Here is an 18,210-nt window from a genome sequence, read left to right on the forward strand (position 1 = left end):
GAGATTTAACAGGTGGCAAAATCGCGATCGCCAATCAGTGTTGGACGGGTGTAATTTCAGCTATTCAGTCATTATGAGGGTTATGACATTTTTGGTGGGGGTGCTAAAATCTGCTTCTAGCATCAAAATGAGAATTGCTGCCACACCCCACACCCTGCCCCCACGAAAAACTTTTTGCCGCAAACCCTAATTAACGACAAAAAAAGGGTGAACCCTGTCCACCCTCCCACAATTATTCACAAAAAAAGCTTAATAGCGTTTTTTTCTGTCACCACCACCACCATTGAAGGGCGCACGCTCTTCACGCTCGCGGGCTTCGTTAACTTTAATTGATCGCCCCATCCAGTCAGCGCCATCTAGTGCCTCAATCGCTTTGGCTTCCTGGGCTTTATTTTCCATTTCCACGAAGGCAAAACCGCGTTTGCGGCCTGTCTCTTTGTCAACGGGAATATGGACTCTTTGGACCTTGCCGTAGTCTTGAAAGACCTCGACCAGATCATCTTGGGAAATCTCGTAAGAGAGATTACCAACAAAAATAGACATAATACTTGAATCCTCGAACAATACTCGAAACGGTGTGGAGACACAAAATTCAGGGAGAAGCCGAACAATACTAAAGTAAAAGACTTACCGAATTAATACTGAAAACGAACTTGAACACTAATCTTGACTCTCGCCTCGATCATAACACGAAAAGACTGGAGTTAATGTTAACTTTTATGCTTCAGGGGAAGAGACTATTTTGGCTATCGGTGGCTACTCCCTCAACCGCCAGCTTTTTTTTCCCGACGAAATAACCAAATCATCAGGGCCACCACACCGATTTGTAGGGCAAAATTGGGTAAAGCGGTGGCTACGTCCCTGCCTGCCGCTAATTGGGCCAGAAAAACCACCGCACCAATAAAACCGGAAGCACCTAAACCGAGATAGATAAACTGCCGCAGACCTCGGTAGGGATTAGCAGCTTCCTCTTTCAATCGGGCGTATTTTTGGGGATCGAGTCGAGGGGATTTGCTCATAAAAAAATCTTTCTAGCTTTGTATCTATTGTCCGTGATATAATCGGAGACTGGCAATGTGCCGATGTAGCTCAGTGGTAGAGTAGTTGATTCGTAATCAATTGGTCGTGGGTTCAAATCCCATCATCGGCTTGGGGTTTTACCTCCCGGAAGTTGACTAAGAAATACTGGTACAGTGGTTAAATGCCTTGGTTTTGTGGCGGCTATGGCAAAACCCCCTAAGGCCTTTGCCGGGGATTTGCGGCTCTCTTGGGTTTGGTGGGTAAAATCTATTCTCAGATACATTCCCACTGGCGAGCGAATGGAACGAACCACAAAGACACAAAGATTGATCGGTCTTATATAAGTTAAACTTATCACACCAAGAGTAAGAGAGCCGATTGACTTCAATAAGCCATTTTAGCAGCAAACAAGAGGCTCTTCCGGTTTCTGTGTGGAAACGAAGCCTATACTGATAGTTTCTTCGGCAAAATAGTCGTAAAAGTCTTTCTCCGTCAACATTTCACGATTCCATAAGCAAAAATTATCACACAAAGTCGAGAAGAGCCAACAAGAGGTAAAAGAGTTAATTCCTCTAACCGATCGTTCCCTATTTTGGGCGAAATCTTTGGTAAAAAATCAGCTAGTTACTAAAGAAAAGTTTGAATAATTTCTGCGATCGCTTGACGTTGGCAATCGTCATATCCCCAGCGTTCTAGAAAGGCTTGATATTCTCCTTGTCCTGTGTTTAAACTGGTAGCTAATTGTCGTAATTTTTCCCCCAAGGCTGGCGATAATAACTGCTTAATTAGTTGACTGGTTTTTTCTTGGACTTTCTCAGAACCTCGAGCATTTTCTTCGTCTCCTTGACTGCGATGATAGATGACCATTGCCGTGGACATGACCAGATTTTTAACTAATAATTCATTCACCAATGTCGGGGAAGTTTTTAAAGCGGTGATTACCTCCAAACTAGGATATTCCGTATAGGATAAATCGCTGGTTGAATAAGTAACAAAGAATCCTCTGGCTCCATTTTCTGTGGAGACTAACTCAGTAAGTTTTTGAGTGATTGTATCGGTATCTAAAGACTGAATTTTACTTAGTAAATCTTGAGTTTGTTGGATAGCATTTTCAAAAGTTATACCCATAATAATAAATAGCCTTCTGTGAAGTTTAATAGAAAAATACTAAGCATCTAAATTATTTAACCAATTAGTTAAATCCTCCCCTGTTGAAAAATCCAATAAAGCTTCCCCCGCTCGTTCTAGATCATCAATATTCAAGGTCATAATCCGACTCTCTAGAGCCACATCAATAGCTCCTAACTTACGTTTAATCAGACGAATAATTAGATTTCTTTCTCTTGCTAAACCTTGTTCTAAACCTTGTTCTAAACCCTGTTCTAAACCCTGTTCTAAACCGCGGCGCATCCAACTGGTGGTAATCTGCATAACTCCCTCCTGTTCGGGTTGAATAAATGTGCTAATCTCCTGTTGAAATTCTATCTCCTCGGACGAGTTGAGATTGAGATAGGTATCGACAAAGCCTGAAATCAATTGCATTCTAGCGGCATCTAATCTTAATGTTACCAATAATCTTAGACATTGTGCTTTAACTTTTGCTCTATCGCGAGCATCAATTTTCATCTTAGCCATCAAAGCGGCTGCGACGGGATTAGCTTGATTGATAAAATCTCGCCAATTCAAGCGATTTAACTGGACAACTTGATAGTTAAATTCTAACACTTTTAAGTCAGGAAACTCAATTTTATATTGACGAATTGCTTCTTTTTGCGGACGCTCATAGGAGAATATGACAATGGGATAAACTGGTAAGGCAAATTTTTGATGCAGACGAGCGAAATAAGTAAACATTCGCCGATTAAATTCTGGTTGAGAGCTAGACTGTGCTTCTAGATGAATTAAGAAAAATGATGATTGTCCTCGAAATTGAACTTGAGCGACTAAATCACTTTCATACTTTTCTCCTTCCGTGACATCGGTAAAGACTTCCTTGTCTAAAAATGTGATCTGATTAAGCTCTAAATAATTGATAATCTCAGGAAAAAATAACTGAATAAATTCAACAAAAAAAGTCGCAATTAATTCCTTAAATAAACGATCATGGTCAATAACATTATTCATACCTAATAATTATAAACGAGGAATCCTTCAGCTTATCTTCATACCTTTTTGTAGTAATTATCAAGGATTTTCCAATGACCAGCGCTAGGAGACAAAGAAATTAAATCCTCGATATTGCCTTCCATGCCAATTACCATAAAAGTTGGTTTTTATTCAAAAAATTTTTATCAATTTTTCATCCCTACCCAACCTCAGCAAAAACTTGCCGAACTGCTTGGGCTACTCGCTCAATTTGCTCGTCTGTGAGAGCTAAACCGCTAGGCAGATAAAAACCCCTGCGCGCCAGTCTTTCAGCCACGGGACAGGAAATATTTTGCAATAATCCCATTTTGTGAAATACCGGTTGTTCGTGCATACACCAGAAAAAAGGACGCGTACCAATCTGATGTTCTTTGAGGCGTTTCATCGCTTTCATAGCATCAAAGTTAACCTCATCTTTGAGAACAATACCATAAACCCAATAAATATTTTCGGCATAATCAGTTTGAGGTAGAGGCAATTCTAGACAGGGGATATTTTGCAATAATTCCCTGTAGCGTCTGCCCATTTTTCTTTTGCGCTGGACAAAAGTTTCTAGCTGTTCTAATTGGGCTAAACCCACTGCCGCTTGCAGATTAGTCATCCTCAGATTCCAGCCCAGTTCTTCGTGAATAAAACGTCGTTGGGGCTGAAAATATAAATTTCTCAGGGAACGACAACGCTCAAAAATATCCTCTTGGTTGGTGACAATCATGCCCCCTTCCCCAGTGGTAATATGTTTGTTGGAATAAAAACTAAAGATGCTGATATCACCGAAACTACCACAGGGTTTACCTTGATAGGTTTGACCGTGCATTTCCGCCGCATCTTCAATAATTTTCAAACCGTATTTTTGAGCTAATTCTAAAACTGGAGTCATTGCCACCGGTAATCCGTAGATATGAACCACCATTATCGCTTTAGTGCGGGGCGTGATTTTTGCCTCTATCTGAGCGATATCCATGTTCCAAGTCTGCGCTTCGCAGTCCACCACCACGGGAATCGCCCCGGCTTTGACAATGGCGGCCGCGCAGGAAATGATGGTAAAAGTGGGAAGAATCACTTCATCCCCCGAACCAATTCCTAAAGCGACGATGGCCGCTTCTAAGGCCATAGAACCATTGCACACGGAAACGGCATACTTTCGCCCAACAGCGAGGGCAAATTTTTCTTCAAACTTCTCAACGAAGGGACCTTCCGAAGAAATCCAACCGCTATCAATACATTCGTTAAGATACTGTTTTTCCTTGCCCGCAAGTAGTGGCTCATTGACAGGAATAAAGCTACTCATTCTATCTCTGCTCCTGCCATTTTAACCAAGGTTTCCTCAATTCCTGTAAAGCGAGCTTTATCCTGATTACCAACATAGGGACCCTGTTTTACTTCAATCATTTCTATTTCTTCTAAGACTTGGAAACCATGGCCACCTTGGATCAATAAAACCACATCCCCATCTCTCAATATATGACTTTCTAGATATTTTTGGTCGTCATCATAGAAATCTACCCGCAGTTTTCCTTTTTTGATAATTAAGACTTCCTGGGTAAAAAATACTTCCCGTTGTACTTTGTTATGAACGTGGGGCATAATACTTTTTCCCGTCGGGTGTCTCATATAGGCCAACTGTTGGGAAAAATCGTCGGGAGTTAGGAAATGAACTCCCTCTTGGTTAAACTCTCGTCGGAGAATTATCGCTAAAACTTTACCCTCTTTCATGATTTGAGAAATTGGCAAAGAGTTAAATTTACTTTCTGGCTTATTTTTCTGATTTGGTCGGCAGAGAAAATCCAAAGATAAAAAGTCTGCAGCTAGTTTAAACATGAATTGAACCCTCCTTAGGAAATGGTTGTGAGAAAGGCTGAAATTAATTTACAGAAAAGAAACGGCCAACCTATGACTAACTTTTGTTACCCCTAATAGGCCAGGGTGAGAGCATCTCAAACGCTATTGACAATTGACTTGTGATCCGCGTCGGCATTTCAAGTGATACCAGTCAATCATCATAGTTACGAACTCGACCCATTTGGTTGATTTTTGCTTAACAATTGAGATGGCAAATTCTACTTAAATATGCCTGAACCAGCCTCTGGGTAAGCAACTCACATAAAGTTTATTTGATCAAGGATTGTTAAGATTGGCTTACCCTCCTAATGGGCCGATTTAATTTACTAAAGCTTAATCTAATTAATAAGATATTGATTTAGTTAATACAGGTTTAATCTGGATTAAGGCAATGACATTATACCATACATTTAAAAAAATACAAGCGTAAATTGGTTTTTTTAAAATCTTTTTATAGACGAGCTTAACTTATCTTAAAATGTAGTGTACGGCTTACCTGCCATCCTTATTTGACTGACGGCTAACTGCTATATTTTCTGATGATGATATAAATAGCAAAAACTATAGACGAATAGCTATGAGCTTTGGTGAAGAATTTCAATTACTGCTGCGGGCGCGCTATCCTCTCATCTATATTACCACCTTAGAAGAAGAACGTCTCGAAAAAGCGATCGCCGATATTGCCAAACAGAGCAATAACCGTGCTGTCTATGTCTGGGATTTTGTGGATGGTTATCAAGATAATCCCAATAATGAGAACTTTGCTCGGCGTAATCCCCTGCAAGCTCTTGAGTTCGTCGAAAAGCTGCCGACTAACATCGCCGCCATCATGATTTTACGCGATTTCCAGCGCTTTCTCGAAGATATTTCCATCGCCAGAAAATTGCGTAATCTTGCCCGTTCCCTGAAATCTCAGCCTAAAAACCTAATTATCGTCGCTTCCGAACTGTCTATCCCCTCGGATCTCACCGAAGTAATCACCGTCGTCGATTTTCCCCTCCCCAGTGGCGAAGAAATTAAACAGGAAATTCAGCGATTAATCGCTGCCACCGGACAACCCGTCAAAGAACCACTCCTCGATGAATTAGTGCTTTCTGCCCAAGGATTATCCCTAGAGAGAATTCGTCGGGTTTTAGCTAAATGTTTAGCCAGTCACGGCAAAATTGAGCCAGAGGACGTGGAATTAATTTTGGCAGAAAAACGCCAATCGATTCGTCAAACCCAGATATTGGACTTTTATCCCGCCACAGAGCAGATTTCTGACATCGGCGGCCTAGATAATCTCAAAGATTGGCTGATTCGTCGCGGTGGTGCTTTTAGTGAACGCGCCCGCGCCTACGGTTTACCCAATCCCCGGGGTTTACTATTGGTGGGAATTCAAGGGACGGGTAAATCCCTGACAGCGAAAGCTATTTCCCATCATTGGCACTTACCCCTACTACGTCTAGACGTGGGGCGTTTATTTGGCGGATTGGTGGGAGAATCGGAATCGCGCACCCGTCAGATGATTAATCTCGCCGAAGCTTTAGCTCCCTGTGTGCTGTGGATAGACGAAATCGATAAAGCTTTCGCCGGAGCGGAGGGAAAAGGCGACGGAGGAACCACCGGACGGGTTTTCGGGACTTTTATCACTTGGTTAGCGGAGAAACAATCGCCAGTTTTTGTCGTCGCTACGGCTAATAACATCCAATCTTTGCCCCCGGAAATGTTGCGAAAAGGACGCTTCGATGAGATATTTTTTGTCGGACTACCTAGCCAAAAGTCCCGCGAGGAGATTTTTAGCGTTCATCTGGGGAAAGTCCGGCCCCATAATCTAAAAAGTTATGATATAAAGCGACTAGCCTACGAAACTCCTGATTTTTCGGGGGCAGAAATCGAACAAACCATCGTGGAAGCGATGCACATCGGGTTTAGTCAAAATCGCGACTTTAGCACCGATGATGTGCTTGAGGCCGCTAGTCAGATTATACCCCTAGCCCGCACTGCTCAAGAACAGATCCAGTTTCTACAGGATTGGGCCAAGTCCGGTAAAGCTCGTTTAGCCTCTCGCGATGATCGTTTTAATGTTAATCCTAACAGTTAATTTAGCACCAATATGAAGCGTTTATCTGGTTTATTACAATTTATGGTTGGTTTTGTCCTGGGAGTGGTCATTTTAGTCGGTGGGGCCACTGCTGTCGCCTATATACTTCTCTCTGGTATGAATTCTAATCCTCCTAAACCCGTCTTTACCGAGGAGAAAAAAGAGGAAACTAAGGAGGAAAAAGCCGCTAAACCCATCCCCACTACTCCCGTCCAAGAACAACCCCAAGCTGAGGTGAAAGAGTCTCCCACAGCTGCCCCAGCACCAAAAGCTGCCCCGAAACCCAGTCCCGAAGAAACAAAAAAAGAAACCACATCCGAGGGTTATCAAGCGCGGGTGACATGGCAAAGCGGTTTAAGTCTGCGCTCGGAACCTACCAGTGAATCCACTCGTCTCGGCGGTCTGGATTATAATACTAAAGTCAGTGTGGTGGGAACCAGCAGCGATGGGCAATGGCATCGCGTGCGTCTGTCCGATGGTCGCGAAGGTTGGATTAAAGCGGGTAATATTTCCAGAGTCGAGTAAATATTTATAAGGGTTAGGTTTTCTAAATCTACCCCTTTCCCTAATCAGTAATTGGACAAAATTAAATTGACACTCTGGCAGGAGAGAACCCCAGAACTGCTCAACTCCAGAAGTAAAAAATATCTGTGATTAATTCTGTCTAGGTATTCAATCACTACTTCAAGAGCGATTATCGCGATTAACTTTTCTGATTAACCAATAACTTGCCGCTAAAGCTAAGGTTCCCACGGTGAGCGCAATTAAATCATCTTTACTGTATTTCTTGGGATCGAAAATAATAATTTTTCGAGAGATGGCAATTAAAGCCGTAACTACGACTAATTCAACCTGTACGATGTGTTTTCTTAAGTAAGCAGTGACGTTTTCTAATAACTCTAAGGCGATTAAAATATTGAGAAATAATCCGAAGATTTCAATTAAAGTTTTACTAAAAAAACCGACGGGTTCCGTAGTAAATAAATCTTGGATTAAGATAACTACTAGATCATAAAGAGAAACAATAATAACAACAATTAAGGCTACGGATAAAACCTTAGAAACTATGTTTTCAATGAGATGAATCGACCTCATGAAATCTTCATCGCGCCATTGTTGACCAAAATTGATAAGTAGTTTCCGTATCTGTTTGAGCATGATCAATTAAGTAAAAAGTAAAAATTATTATTGTATTTTATTGCTAATTGTTCTATTTAGTTAATAAGTAAGCTGATCCCCCCTTGATCCCCCCTTAATAAGGGGGGTATCTGACAATTTTTAAAATCTACCTACTTAGAAATAATCTTACTTGAAGAAGGCTTCCCTAAAAAAAAAATCTAGGTGCGATCGCTTTTAAGTCAACCGCACCCCAAACTAATACAAATGCTCGCATCTAGCTGACATCATCGTGAGCGAAACGATTATAGAGGAAGTCGAGGGCATAGTTACGCAGACGATAATATTCCGGATCCTCCATAATTCTCTCCCGATCGCGGGGACGGGGGAAATGAATATTCATCACTTCGCCGATTTTCGCTTCTGGTCCATTGGTCATCATCACCAGCTTATCAGCGAGGAAAAGAGCCTCATCGATATCGTGGGTAATCATCAACACCGTACAGCGTTTATCTTGCCAGATTTTCAGCAATTCTTCCTGTAATTCCTCTTTGGTAATCGCATCCAAAGCGCCGAAAGGTTCATCAAGAATCAACACTTCCGGACGGATAGAAAGGGCCCGGGCGATCGAAACCCGTTGTTTCATCCCCCCGGAGATTTGGGGAGGGGTTTTGTCCATAGCTTCGGTTAAACCCACCATAGCTAAATGGTCGCGCACGATCGAGCGTTTTTGTGCCTCTGGAGCATTGGGAGACACCGCATCTACCGCGAGATAGACATTTTCAAAAACGCTTAACCAAGGCAATAAAGCATAGTTTTGAAACACTACCATGCGATCGGGACCGGGTTTAGTAATTGTCTTACCGTTAACTTTAACGATGCCATCGGTGGGAGAAGAAAAACCCGACACCATATTTAATAGGGTCGATTTACCGCAACCAGAGTGACCGATCACGCAGATAAATTCACCTTCATTGATGCTGAGATTAACATCCTTGAGGACGGTGTAGGGGCCTCTGGGAGTGGGATAAACCTTAGAAACTCCTTCAATGGTAACAAAAGCTTCTTTAGTGGGGGTCTGGGTTACTCGGTTAACGGTGTCGGTGGTGGTGTACATGATTAGTCTTTGGGGGAAATTAGATAATAGGAGCAATGGCTAGGGATAATTGGTTAGGAATTATCCCCTTAGTCGATTTTTAGGCAATTTTGCGGGATTCACTGGCACTAGGACGAGCATCAATAGCCACTTCGGCCATAGTGACGTTTTGTTTGATCTCTAAACTATTGAGATAACCGATCGGATCCTCGGCATCAAACTCGATACCATCGAATAAAAGGATCGGTGTGCGACGATATTTAATATCCCCTAGACCCAATTCCCGGGCCGCGGTACTAAAGACACCCACCCGACAGACGCGTTCGAGAATTTCTACCCAGTTACGGGGGAAAGGAATGTGGCCCCAGCGTGCCATTTGGGTCATCATCCAGAGGTGTTCGGTACGACTGGGACGATTTACCCCATCTCCATAGAACAGATGGTGTGCATATTCTTTCATCGGTCGATCGAGACTGCACGCATAGGAGTTGGGATCACCCAGTTGGATATAATCGATATTGGTACTAAGGTACTGACGACTGGCGAGGATTCGACGAATTTCTTCCTGATTCCCTTCCTCGGCACAGTAGCGACAACCTTCCAGCAGTGCTTTAACTAAAGCGACGTGGGTATTAGGGTATTTATTGGCCCAATCTTCCCGGACTCCCAGGGCCTTACCCGGGTGGCCCTGCCAGATTTCTAAGTCGGTGGCGACGGTGTAACCGATACCCTCCATGGCGGACCTGAGATTCCAAGGTTCACCGACACAGTAACCGTCAATACTACCGGTTTTCAGGTCGGCTACCATTTGGGCCGGGGGAATAGTTTCGAGGTGAACGTCTTTATCGGGGTCAATTCCCGCTGCCGCTAACCAGTAACGTAGGAGCAAATTGTGCATCGAGGAGGGGTGAACAATGCCAAAAATATGGCGCTGATCCCTCGATTCCAATAGCATCTGTCTTAAGGCGTTACCGTCAATCACCCCCTCGTCATAGAAGCGTTTAGCGAGGGTGACACCGTTACCGTTACGAGTCATAGTCAGGGCGCTGACAATCGGCAAAGGTTGCTCCTGATAACCACCGACGGTTAACCAGGTGGGCATTCCCGAAGGCATTTGCGCCCCGTCGAGGAATCCCCCCGCGATCCCGTCCACAACGCCTCGCCAACTGGTTTCCCGGACCAAATTTACCTCATCTAGACCATGTTTAGTGAAGAATCCCTTTTCTTTGGCCACTGCTAGGGGCGCGCAAGCGGTGAGGGGAACAAAACCGATTTCTAGATTGACTTTTTCTAAACCGTGACGGGCAATTACTTCGACTTTGCGAGCGCGTAGTTTTTTGATCCGTTTTTGTTGGTTGAGGAAATAGATAATTTCACTCCGGAGACTGTAGTAACTGGGGTGTTCCACCACTTCCATGCGTTTGCGGGGACGGGGGATATCTACTTCCAAAATACCGCCAATTTTTGAGCCGGGGCCGTTGGTGAGCATGACGATGCGATCGGATAATAGAACTGCCTCATCCACATCGTGCGTCACCATTACCGAGGTCATTTGGTATTCTTCGCACAGCTGCATTAACTGTTCCTGTAGATTACCTCTAGTCAGGGCATCTAACGCCCCAAAGGGTTCATCTAAAAGCAGGACTTTCGGACGGATGGCTAGGGCGCGAGCGATCGCTACCCGTTGTTTCATCCCCCCCGATAATTCGTTGGGACGTTTATCCACTGCATGACGAAGATTGACCAGATCGATATATTTTTCGACTTCAGCTTTTCTTTCGTCTTCTGATAGTTGGGCGAGAACTTGATCGACGGCTAGAGTGATATTTTCTTTGACGGTTAACCAGGGTAAAAGGGAATAGTTTTGGAAGACTACCATGCGATCAGGCCCCGGTTTTTTAATGCTTTGACCTTGCAAAGTCACCACTCCTTCCGTGGGCAAATCTAAACCAGCGATCATGTTTAAGAGGGTGGATTTTCCGCAACCGGAGTGACCGATAAGGGAGATAAATTCCCCTTTTTTTATCTGTAAATCGATACCTTTCAAGGCCACATATTCACCGCCACCACTGAGGGGGAATACTTTATCGATGTTATCGACAGCGACAAACAAACTCATAGTTTTTTCTCCTTAAATTGGCTCAAGTTTCAGTTATTTAGAAATGGGGAAAGTTTCCCCATTGATTCCCTATTGACGAACGATTTGAGTTTGCAACCAAGCCATAAAGCGATCGAGCAATAAACCCACACCACCGATATAAAACAGCGCAAGAATAATATCGCTGATGTAGTTATTTTGGTAGGCATCCCAGATAAAGAAACCGATACCGACGATACCCGACATAACGATTTCAGCCGCAATAATCGCTAACCAAGCTAAACCGATCGCAATTCTCAAACCAGTGAAGATGTAGGGAAGAGCCGAGGGAATTAATATCTTGAAAAAGAATTTTTTGCTGGACAATTGCAAGACTTGTTTAACGTTGATATAGTCTTGGGGAATTTGTTGGACACCGACGGTGGTATTAATCAAAATCGGCCAAACTGCGGTAATAAAGATAACGAATAAAGCGGCAGGTTGGTTTTGTTGTAAAGCGGCCAAAGATAGGGGAACCCAAGCAAGAGGAGGAACTGTTCTCAGGAATTGGAAAAGGGGATCGAGTGCCTTATTTAAGAAAGAATTTAAACCGACCATAATCCCAACGCCAATACCAACCACTGCGGCAAAAAAATAACCGATTAATACCCGTTGCAGACTCGCTAAAGTTTGCCAGAATAGTCCCTTATCAATGCCCCCACGATCAAAGAAAGGATACATTAAATAAGTACGAGTCCGTTCATTGGTGATTAGGTCGGATGGGGGGGGTAATTTGATTAATCCCAGCATCGAGACTAATTGCCAAACAATCAGAAAACCCAGGGTACCGATAATGGGGGGAAGAATGTCATGGGAATGCTTTTTCCAGAATTTACCGAAGTTGAAACCACCTTTACCTGTTCTGCTGACGCTACTTGCCATTTTGCCGTTTTCCTTTGTTGAAGATAAAGTTACTTGATTGGGGAGAGAAGAAAACATTTTTGGGATTAATAGACTAGATATTTTATGCCCCTAGGCTATCGAGAAAAGCTCGCTATTTTTTGATCTCCAAACTATCGAGATAAGCTTGGGGATTGGCAGGATCAAAAGTTTTGCCATCAAAGAATTTTTCGACACCCCGGGAGGTACTGGTGGGAATATCGGCCGCGGGAACTCCTAATTCTGTAGCTGCCGCTTTCCAAAGATCCTCGCGGTTAACTTTGTCGATTAATGTTGAGGCAGTGGTTAAAGTTTCTTTCGGCAAGAAACCCCAACGAACACTTTCGGTTAAAAACCAGAGATCATGACTCTTGTAGGGATAGGAAACGCTACCGGCGGGATCTTTCCAGTAGAAAACCCCTTTATTTTTGTCGGTGATTTCCGGTTTGCCGTCACCCATTTTCTGTATTCCTTTGAGGGGACCTGCGATAATTTCTTCTTTGAGGTTGAAATAAGCCGGTTTAGCGAGAATTGCCGCCGCTTCTGCCCGATTTGCCTCCTGATCGAGCCATTGCTGCGCTTCCATAACTCCTTTTAACACCGCTTTGGTGGCTTTCGGGTTTTTATCCACCCAATCGGCGCGGATAGCGAGGTATTCTTCTGGGTGATAGGGCCAGATTTCTGCGGTTAAAGCTGACATAAAACCGATCTGATCAGCCACAATTCGCGCCGGCCAAGGATCGCCGGTACTAAACGCATCCATGGTTCCCGTTTTCATGTTGGCCACGGTTTGGGCTGCGGGTACGGCAATTAGGTTAATATCCGTATCGGGGTTAATACCACCGGCGGCTAACCAGTAACGAATCCAGAAGTCTTGGTTAGCTTTCGGGAAAGTATAGGCGGCTTTGAAGGGAGTTCCCGTCGTTTTCATGCCGAGGATGTAATCTTTGGCGGGTTTCAGGTCTAAACCGATATTTTTGCCCTCGTGTTTACTTGCGATCGCAATTCCGTTACCCTGGGTGTTTAACTGCGCTAACACATACATGGGGACTTTAACGTTATTTTTGGTGATTAGTCCCTCGGAAATTAGGTAAGGCATGGGCATTTGCCACTGTCCCCCGTCAATTCCGCCCGCATCTGCGCCAATTTCGACGTTATCTCTAGCAGATCCCCAGTTTGCTTGTTTGGAGACCTCCACATCGGGCATCCCGTGTTTGGCGAAAAAGCCTTTTTCCTTGGCAATAATTAAGGGTGCGGCCTCAACGATAGGAATATAACCTAATTTAATTTTGGTGGTTTCAGGAGCCTCTCCGGGGGCCACCGCTACGGGAGAAGCAACCGGGGAAGCGGGCGCGGTGGTGCTGGTTCCACCCGTACTGTCGGGGGGATTACCCAAACAACCTTTCAGGACAACAGCCCCTGCTGTTGAAACTGCCGCCGTGGTTAAAAATTTCCGTCTCGAAAAATTTGACATAGAATCTCCTGCCTGCTGCTAAAGCAAGTATGTGTGCTGAATTATGGGTAAAGGAATCCCTCGCTAAACTTTCCTTCTAGCCTGTGCTATAGAAATTTAGCTATGGAATATTGAATCTCGATTGAACTTACTAAATAAGTCTAGCGGAATTTGGAAAAAATAATTAATCTGAGCGAGAATTTTATGTACAAAAATTTAATTCGATTGATAAGAATTAATTAAGACCATTGATATATCTAGCTTCTAGCCACTTAAAAAGGTTTCCGTAGGGCGCTGGAGCAGGGGTGATGGGGAGCAGGGAGGTGGGGAGAAACAACAAAACGAGCCAAGGGTGAGTTTTAGGAATGCGGTTCCTTCCGGCTTGGTAGAATGGACAATATGCTTTCACCTCAAAGTAATGACCAGATCTAAAAAGCCGAAATCACCGAACTCCTCTGATTCGCCTACCTCTCCTTCCTTGGCTCTGTCTTCCCTACATTTTCGTCTCCAAGCTTTAGAGGAGGAGCATCAGTGGCTCCTCAAGCAGATTGGCAGAAAACGCAACGAACTGAAGAAATTCCTCGACCAGATGCGTTCCTTAGCGACGGAGATTTTCCAGAGAGGGCAACCTCTCTATGAAAAACTTACCGACCTCGACCGCGAAATACACGCCTTTTTTGACGAAATCCTCACTGCTAGAAAAATGGGGCAGCAGACAAAAAAAAGGATTCTCGGAATTTACGAGACACTTCAGTTAACGGGGGTGATTAGCCCAAAATTTGAGGATGGAGATGAAGAACTAGACGAACTTTTCGGAGACGAAGAACCAGAAGGATCATCGGAGCAATCCGCGCAGGATTTCTTCTCTGGGGAAGACTCCTATGGCCGTCACGATGATGGAGCAGAGATATCACCTGAAAGCTCGCCTAAATCTCCTGAATCTAGACAAATACGCCGCACTTTCCTGAGAATGGCCGAGATTTTTCACCCCGACAAGGTTACAGACCCCGAAACTCGGATGCGTCACAACGAGATTATGAAGGAAGTCAACCGTGCCTATAAAGAGGGAGATATTGCCAAACTGCTCGAAATCGAACGACAGTATCAAATGGGGGACACTTTCGAGGTTGAAGGCTCATCGGAAAGCGACCTCCAACGACAGTGCGAGAGGGTTGAAACCAATAACGAACTACTCAAAAAGCAATACGAGAACCTGAAAAGAGAACTGCGCTCGGTGCGAAATACCCCGGAAGGCGAGATGGTGAGGGCCAGTCGCGCTTGTGAGAAGGATGGCATCGACCCGATTGAGCAAATGCTAGAGGAGATGAAATTACAAGTTCAATCCACCGAAAAAATCTATAATTTTGTCCGGGACTTCCGCGATAAAAAGATAACGGTTAAAGAGTTTCTGCGCGGACCGGTCAGGATGGGCAGAAGCCCGGAAGAGATGGAAGACATTCTTGATCAACTTCTGGAGCAACTTCGCGGAATCAGCCGTTAAAGAGAGAAAGCCAATATTTAGGGTATGCTGAATAAATGTGAAATATAGACGAGGTAAGGGTTTTAGGGTTCTGTTTTGCTCTCACAGGTGCAAGATTTTGAGAGAATCGTCGTTCAAAACCTTGCGTCTTCATCGGCCCGTGTCCTGTAGGGGCGAAGCATTCGGGCAATAACCTATCGGTGAAACCGTAGATTTTCTATCCGAATGCTTCGCCCCTACTTTTTGCCGCAGACCCTATTTAGGGTATGCGGCAAAAAGTTTTTCCCGGTGGCCGAGTGTAGGGTTTTACCTAATTTTTAAATCCGTTGAGTAATGCACAGAAAACGGGTTTCTCCGAGAAACCCGTTTTCTACTCATGCAAAAGGCAAAAGGGGAATAAATAATCAGTTTTTAATAACCAGATTTAGTATAAAATTTAACATTAACCCCAATTTTCCCAAAAAAATCGACCCGCCTAAGGGCAGGAAAGAAAGGAAAAGAGAAAAAATAGGGAATGAGGGTAAAAAGGGAAAAAAGAGAAAAAGGGTTAGAGAGTTCTCTTCTACAGTATCAAGAATAGTCTATATGTACTATGAGCGATAAAAAAAATCGCCGGAAAAGGGAAAAAGAGAAAAGAATAAAGGGAAATCAAGTCCTGGGGAAGCGGCAGACAACTCGAAAACCGATGTTGAAGTCGTTGCGGTTGTCGGGGTCGGTCCAGTCACGATTCGCACTGCGACAGTCCCACGGATCGTCGAGCCAAGAACCGCCGCGTAGTACCCTCATTCTTTTATCACTTAATAGTTGTATAACATTATTTTTATCAAGTAAATATTGCTCCGCGCTTTGTTCTTTATCCCAAACTTCGCTATCGGTCCGCGTTTTACCCTGATAGCTGTCGTGCCACGGATCTAAACACCATTCCCAAACATTGCCGTGCATATCATACAGCCCAAAGTCATTAGACGGAAATTGTCCTACGGGAGTTGTTTCTTTTCGGTATTTTCCTTTGGGTTCACCAGCGTAGATATCACTGGCATCATAGTTGGCCAATTCCCCCGTAATGGTTTCCCCAAAGTAAAATGGGGTGGTGGTTCCAGCTCTACAGGCATATTCCCATTCTGCTTCGCTCGGTAGCCGGTATTCCCTTCCCCTTAGTTTCGATAGTTTCGATAATCTCGCGCAGAACTCGATCGCATCATACCAACTAACTTGTTCCACGGGACGGCGATCGCTATCGGGACGGTCTTCAAAATAGGCTGGTTTGGGTTCAAGGTCTTGTTTAATTTTTAAATCCGTGCGAGAGGCGATCGCTTGCCACTGTGCCTGGGTTATGGGATATTTGCCCATGAAAAAGGGGGGAACAGTGACCTGATGTTGGGGTTTCTCATCATTATCTCCTTCTCCAGCTGGTGAACCCATCGTGAATGTTCTCCCCGGTATGGCGACCATTTCTAGGGTTATGTCGTTGCCCAAATCTTCCCCGAAATATTGGGACTGTTTCGACTCTTTTTTGATTTGCTCACCCTTCGCATTTACTCGCACGATCTCAAAGTTAAATACTGATAACAGTTGTTTTGGCTCTTCTGGAACGATTCCCGGTTGTATTGGCTCTTCTGGTTCAAGCTTGAATTGATAGGTAATTGCTCTTTCTAGTTGCTCAAATCCGTTTTCTTTCCAATAATCAAGCCGGTGAATATCTCGCAGATTCAAGCCAACTTCTGCACTTCGCAGATCAGGAATTTCGCATTCTTCTAACCTCATGGGGATAAAAAAAATTGTCCCCGGTAGCATCTCTCCCAAGATATCAAGTGCAATCCTCAACTCCCGTTGGATGTATCCCTGTTTAGCCGATTTCGCTGACAGACAGGCCAGAAAAATCTGACTAGCTTTAATCGCTTTCGGAATTTCATCTCGCCAAATTTGCCCCGCAATCAGGTCTTCTTCATCCAACCAAGGTTTATACCCCGCTTGCTTGAGGCGGTTATACAGTGCCAAAACTGCTGGTTTATCCTCACTAGCGTGAGCTAGGAAAATTTGGATCTCTGACTTCTTCTTCACTTTGGTTTCTACCAGTGTAGTCGCTACTGATTTACTAGGTAACTTAGCAGATTCTGGGGGTTAGAGGTTTGGTCTGGTGAGGAACTAGGGGAATTCCGATAGAGATTTGTGGTTTGCCCATAATAAGCAGATTTTTTCCGCCGCCATGCTACCAAATCCATCGCCAAGTATCAACCTTCCAGTTATTGAATAGCGAGCTAGTTTCAATATACCACTAGAAGCAATACAGGACAAGGGTTACAGCAAATTTTAAAAATCATCCTTTAAAAAATTAAACAAACCGTGAGTCTTATCTAAATCAACAAAATCACCATCACATAGAAAAAAATCAAGCCACTACAGTGGCACCCCTGAGATAATCTTCTAGTTGGCGACCATTATCGTGACTGAGATTGCCTAGAGGTAAAGTTTCGACGCTAAAAGCTCTCACCTCACTAACTTCTAATGTATCTTTGATCTGAAAATTCCCCACAGCTGTCACTTCAATTAACAATGAAATGGAGTGAATGCGCGGATCACGTTCAAAAGAGGAATAAACCCCGACTAAACGCCCTAAACTGACTAAATTTAATCCTGTTTCCTCTTTTAATTCCCTTTGGGCAGTATTAAAAATATCTTCCCCCCAATCGATCATTCCCCCCGGTAGGGCCCATTTGCCGGTGTCTCTGCGTCGGATTAAAACAATTGTACCGTCAGCAAGCCGGGGAATTATTGTCACCCCAGTTACAGGTTGACATCCTCACCGCCGTAAACGGACGGTGATTCCCAAACCTCACGATTTGGGTTTCTGCTTCTTTCCCTTGCGGGGTTCCGCACCTGCCTTAACAGATTTACTCTGTTCTGGTCTTATGGTCGCTCGACAGACTGACACCGCAAGCCCTGCGGCCAAAATATTTTTACT

Annotated in this window: 17 protein-coding genes, 1 tRNA gene and 1 pseudogene; 5 read left to right on the plus strand and 14 right to left on the minus strand. The window is 44.0% G+C overall.

Annotated elements, in window-relative coordinates; all coding sequences use genetic code 11:
* On the plus strand, nt 1–190 hold a 190-nt coding region (locus O9323_RS22365; protein ID WP_288125775.1), incomplete at its 5' end, for a hypothetical protein.
* Between the two features lie 59 nt (nt 191–249).
* Here the strand turns inward: O9323_RS22365 and rbp are convergent.
* Both rbp and O9323_RS22375 read right to left on the minus strand, forming a co-directional pair.
* Nucleotides 250–543, minus strand: a complete 294-nt coding sequence (gene rbp / locus O9323_RS22370) for an RNA-binding regulator (RefSeq protein WP_272096316.1) — start codon at nt 541–543, stop codon at nt 250–252.
* A gap of 221 nt (nt 544–764) precedes the next feature.
* The gene (locus O9323_RS22375; RefSeq protein ID WP_002751490.1) at nt 765–1,019 is read right to left on the minus strand and encodes a DUF3493 domain-containing protein; all 255 of its coding nucleotides are present in this window, start codon (nt 1,017–1,019) and stop codon (nt 765–767) included.
* Between the two features lie 59 nt (nt 1,020–1,078).
* Between O9323_RS22375 and O9323_RS22380 the strand changes: the two genes are divergently transcribed.
* Nucleotides 1,079–1,150: transfer RNA gene (locus O9323_RS22380), tRNA-Thr, on the plus strand.
* 497 nt (nt 1,151–1,647) lie between these two features.
* On the opposite strand, the gene O9323_RS22385 is transcribed toward O9323_RS22380, so the two are convergent.
* The 4 genes from O9323_RS22385 to O9323_RS22400 all read right to left on the minus strand — a co-directional run bounded on the left by O9323_RS22385 (nt 1,648) and on the right by O9323_RS22400 (nt 4,983).
* Nucleotides 1,648–2,148 (minus strand): sll1618 family protein, encoded by a 501-nt coding sequence (locus O9323_RS22385; RefSeq protein ID WP_024969825.1) that lies wholly within the window; start codon nt 2,146–2,148, stop codon nt 1,648–1,650.
* A gap of 39 nt (nt 2,149–2,187) precedes the next feature.
* Nucleotides 2,188–3,144 carry a DUF4351 domain-containing protein gene (locus O9323_RS22390; protein WP_288125776.1) on the minus strand — a complete coding sequence of 319 codons (957 nt, stop codon included), beginning with the start codon at nt 3,142–3,144 and terminating at the stop codon, nt 2,188–2,190.
* 181 nt (nt 3,145–3,325) lie between these two features.
* The gene (locus tag O9323_RS22395) at nt 3,326–4,453 is read right to left on the minus strand and encodes a DegT/DnrJ/EryC1/StrS family aminotransferase (protein ID WP_002751482.1); all 1,128 of its coding nucleotides are present in this window, start codon (nt 4,451–4,453) and stop codon (nt 3,326–3,328) included.
* Nucleotides 4,450–4,983 (minus strand): cupin domain-containing protein, encoded by a 534-nt coding sequence (locus O9323_RS22400; protein ID WP_002751481.1) that lies wholly within the window; start codon nt 4,981–4,983, stop codon nt 4,450–4,452. The genes O9323_RS22395 and O9323_RS22400 overlap by 4 nt, the downstream gene beginning before the upstream one ends.
* Nucleotides 4,984–5,581: 598 nt before the next feature.
* Here O9323_RS22400 and O9323_RS22405 point away from each other — a divergent pair.
* Nucleotides 5,582–7,087: a Ycf46 family AAA ATPase gene (locus tag O9323_RS22405; RefSeq protein ID WP_002751478.1), complete on the plus strand. Its 1,506-nt coding sequence runs from the start codon at nt 5,582–5,584 to the stop codon at nt 7,085–7,087.
* Nucleotides 7,088–7,099: 12 nt separating this feature from the next.
* Entirely contained in the window at nt 7,100–7,612 is a 513-nt protein-coding gene (locus O9323_RS22410; RefSeq protein WP_002751477.1) for an SH3 domain-containing protein, read from the plus strand.
* Nucleotides 7,613–7,771: 159 nt separating this feature from the next.
* Here O9323_RS22410 and O9323_RS22415 read toward each other — a convergent pair whose 3' ends face one another.
* From O9323_RS22415 to O9323_RS22435, 5 genes are all read right to left on the minus strand, one after another.
* Nucleotides 7,772–8,245 carry a phosphate-starvation-inducible PsiE family protein gene (locus O9323_RS22415; RefSeq protein WP_002751476.1) on the minus strand — a complete coding sequence of 158 codons (474 nt, stop codon included), beginning with the start codon at nt 8,243–8,245 and terminating at the stop codon, nt 7,772–7,774.
* Between the two features lie 235 nt (nt 8,246–8,480).
* The gene (locus tag O9323_RS22420) at nt 8,481–9,320 is read right to left on the minus strand and encodes a nitrate ABC transporter ATP-binding protein (protein ID WP_002737031.1); all 840 of its coding nucleotides are present in this window, start codon (nt 9,318–9,320) and stop codon (nt 8,481–8,483) included.
* 79 nt (nt 9,321–9,399) lie between these two features.
* A complete protein-coding gene (locus O9323_RS22425) occupies nt 9,400–11,418 on the minus strand; it encodes an ABC transporter ATP-binding/substrate-binding protein (RefSeq protein ID WP_016514940.1) in 2,019 nt (672 codons plus the stop codon).
* Nucleotides 11,419–11,487: 69 nt separating this feature from the next.
* Complete coding sequence (ntrB, locus tag O9323_RS22430; protein WP_002751473.1) at nt 11,488–12,318, minus strand: nitrate ABC transporter permease; 831 nt, start codon at nt 12,316–12,318, stop codon at nt 11,488–11,490.
* 112 nt (nt 12,319–12,430) lie between these two features.
* Complete coding sequence (locus O9323_RS22435; RefSeq protein ID WP_288125777.1) at nt 12,431–13,789, minus strand: CmpA/NrtA family ABC transporter substrate-binding protein; 1,359 nt, start codon at nt 13,787–13,789, stop codon at nt 12,431–12,433.
* A gap of 397 nt (nt 13,790–14,186) precedes the next feature.
* On the opposite strand from O9323_RS22435, the gene O9323_RS22440 reads away from it, so the two are divergent.
* Entirely contained in the window at nt 14,187–15,269 is a 1,083-nt protein-coding gene (locus tag O9323_RS22440; protein WP_024970027.1) for a molecular chaperone DnaJ, read from the plus strand.
* A 627-nt stretch (nt 15,270–15,896) separates the two neighbouring features.
* Here the strand turns inward: O9323_RS22440 and O9323_RS22445 are convergent.
* From O9323_RS22445 to O9323_RS22455, 3 genes and pseudogenes are all read right to left on the minus strand, one after another.
* Nucleotides 15,897–17,309, minus strand: a complete 1,413-nt coding sequence (locus O9323_RS22445; RefSeq protein ID WP_288125778.1) for an SUMF1/EgtB/PvdO family nonheme iron enzyme — start codon at nt 17,307–17,309, stop codon at nt 15,897–15,899.
* A gap of 328 nt (nt 17,310–17,637) precedes the next feature.
* Entirely contained in the window at nt 17,638–18,027 is a 390-nt protein-coding gene (locus O9323_RS22450; protein ID WP_288125779.1) for an NUDIX hydrolase, read from the minus strand.
* A 54-nt stretch (nt 18,028–18,081) separates the two neighbouring features.
* A pseudogene (locus O9323_RS22455) lies at nt 18,082–18,210 on the minus strand (RNA-guided endonuclease TnpB family protein); the annotation flags it as partial.

It is taken from the genome of Microcystis sp. LE19-131.1A (assembly GCF_027532015.1).
GTDB classification, from domain to species: domain Bacteria; phylum Cyanobacteriota; class Cyanobacteriia; order Cyanobacteriales; family Microcystaceae; genus Microcystis; species Microcystis ichthyoblabe_A.

Bases quoted from the DNA above. Each gene is read 5' to 3' on its own strand.
- rbp (WP_272096316.1), bottom strand. From the start codon at position 543: ATGTCTATTTTTGTTGGTAATCTCTCTTACGAGATTTCCCAAGATGAT.
- O9323_RS22375 (WP_002751490.1), bottom strand. From the start codon at position 1,019: ATGAGCAAATCCCCTCGACTCGATCCCCAAAAATACGCCCGATTGAAA.
- O9323_RS22385 (WP_024969825.1), bottom strand. From the start codon at position 2,148: ATGGGTATAACTTTTGAAAATGCTATCCAACAAACTCAAGATTTACTA.
- O9323_RS22390 (WP_288125776.1), bottom strand. From the start codon at position 3,144: ATGAATAATGTTATTGACCATGATCGTTTATTTAAGGAATTAATTGCG.
- O9323_RS22395 (WP_002751482.1), bottom strand. From the start codon at position 4,453: ATGAGTAGCTTTATTCCTGTCAATGAGCCACTACTTGCGGGCAAGGAA.
- O9323_RS22400 (WP_002751481.1), bottom strand. From the start codon at position 4,983: ATGTTTAAACTAGCTGCAGACTTTTTATCTTTGGATTTTCTCTGCCGA.
- O9323_RS22405 (WP_002751478.1), top strand. From the start codon at position 5,582: ATGAGCTTTGGTGAAGAATTTCAATTACTGCTGCGGGCGCGCTATCCT.
- O9323_RS22410 (WP_002751477.1), top strand. From the start codon at position 7,100: ATGAAGCGTTTATCTGGTTTATTACAATTTATGGTTGGTTTTGTCCTG.
- O9323_RS22415 (WP_002751476.1), bottom strand. From the start codon at position 8,245: ATGCTCAAACAGATACGGAAACTACTTATCAATTTTGGTCAACAATGG.
- O9323_RS22420 (WP_002737031.1), bottom strand. From the start codon at position 9,320: ATGTACACCACCACCGACACCGTTAACCGAGTAACCCAGACCCCCACT.
- O9323_RS22425 (WP_016514940.1), bottom strand. From the start codon at position 11,418: ATGAGTTTGTTTGTCGCTGTCGATAACATCGATAAAGTATTCCCCCTC.
- ntrB (WP_002751473.1), bottom strand. From the start codon at position 12,318: ATGGCAAGTAGCGTCAGCAGAACAGGTAAAGGTGGTTTCAACTTCGGT.
- O9323_RS22435 (WP_288125777.1), bottom strand. From the start codon at position 13,789: ATGTCAAATTTTTCGAGACGGAAATTTTTAACCACGGCGGCAGTTTCA.
- O9323_RS22440 (WP_024970027.1), top strand. From the start codon at position 14,187: ATGACCAGATCTAAAAAGCCGAAATCACCGAACTCCTCTGATTCGCCT.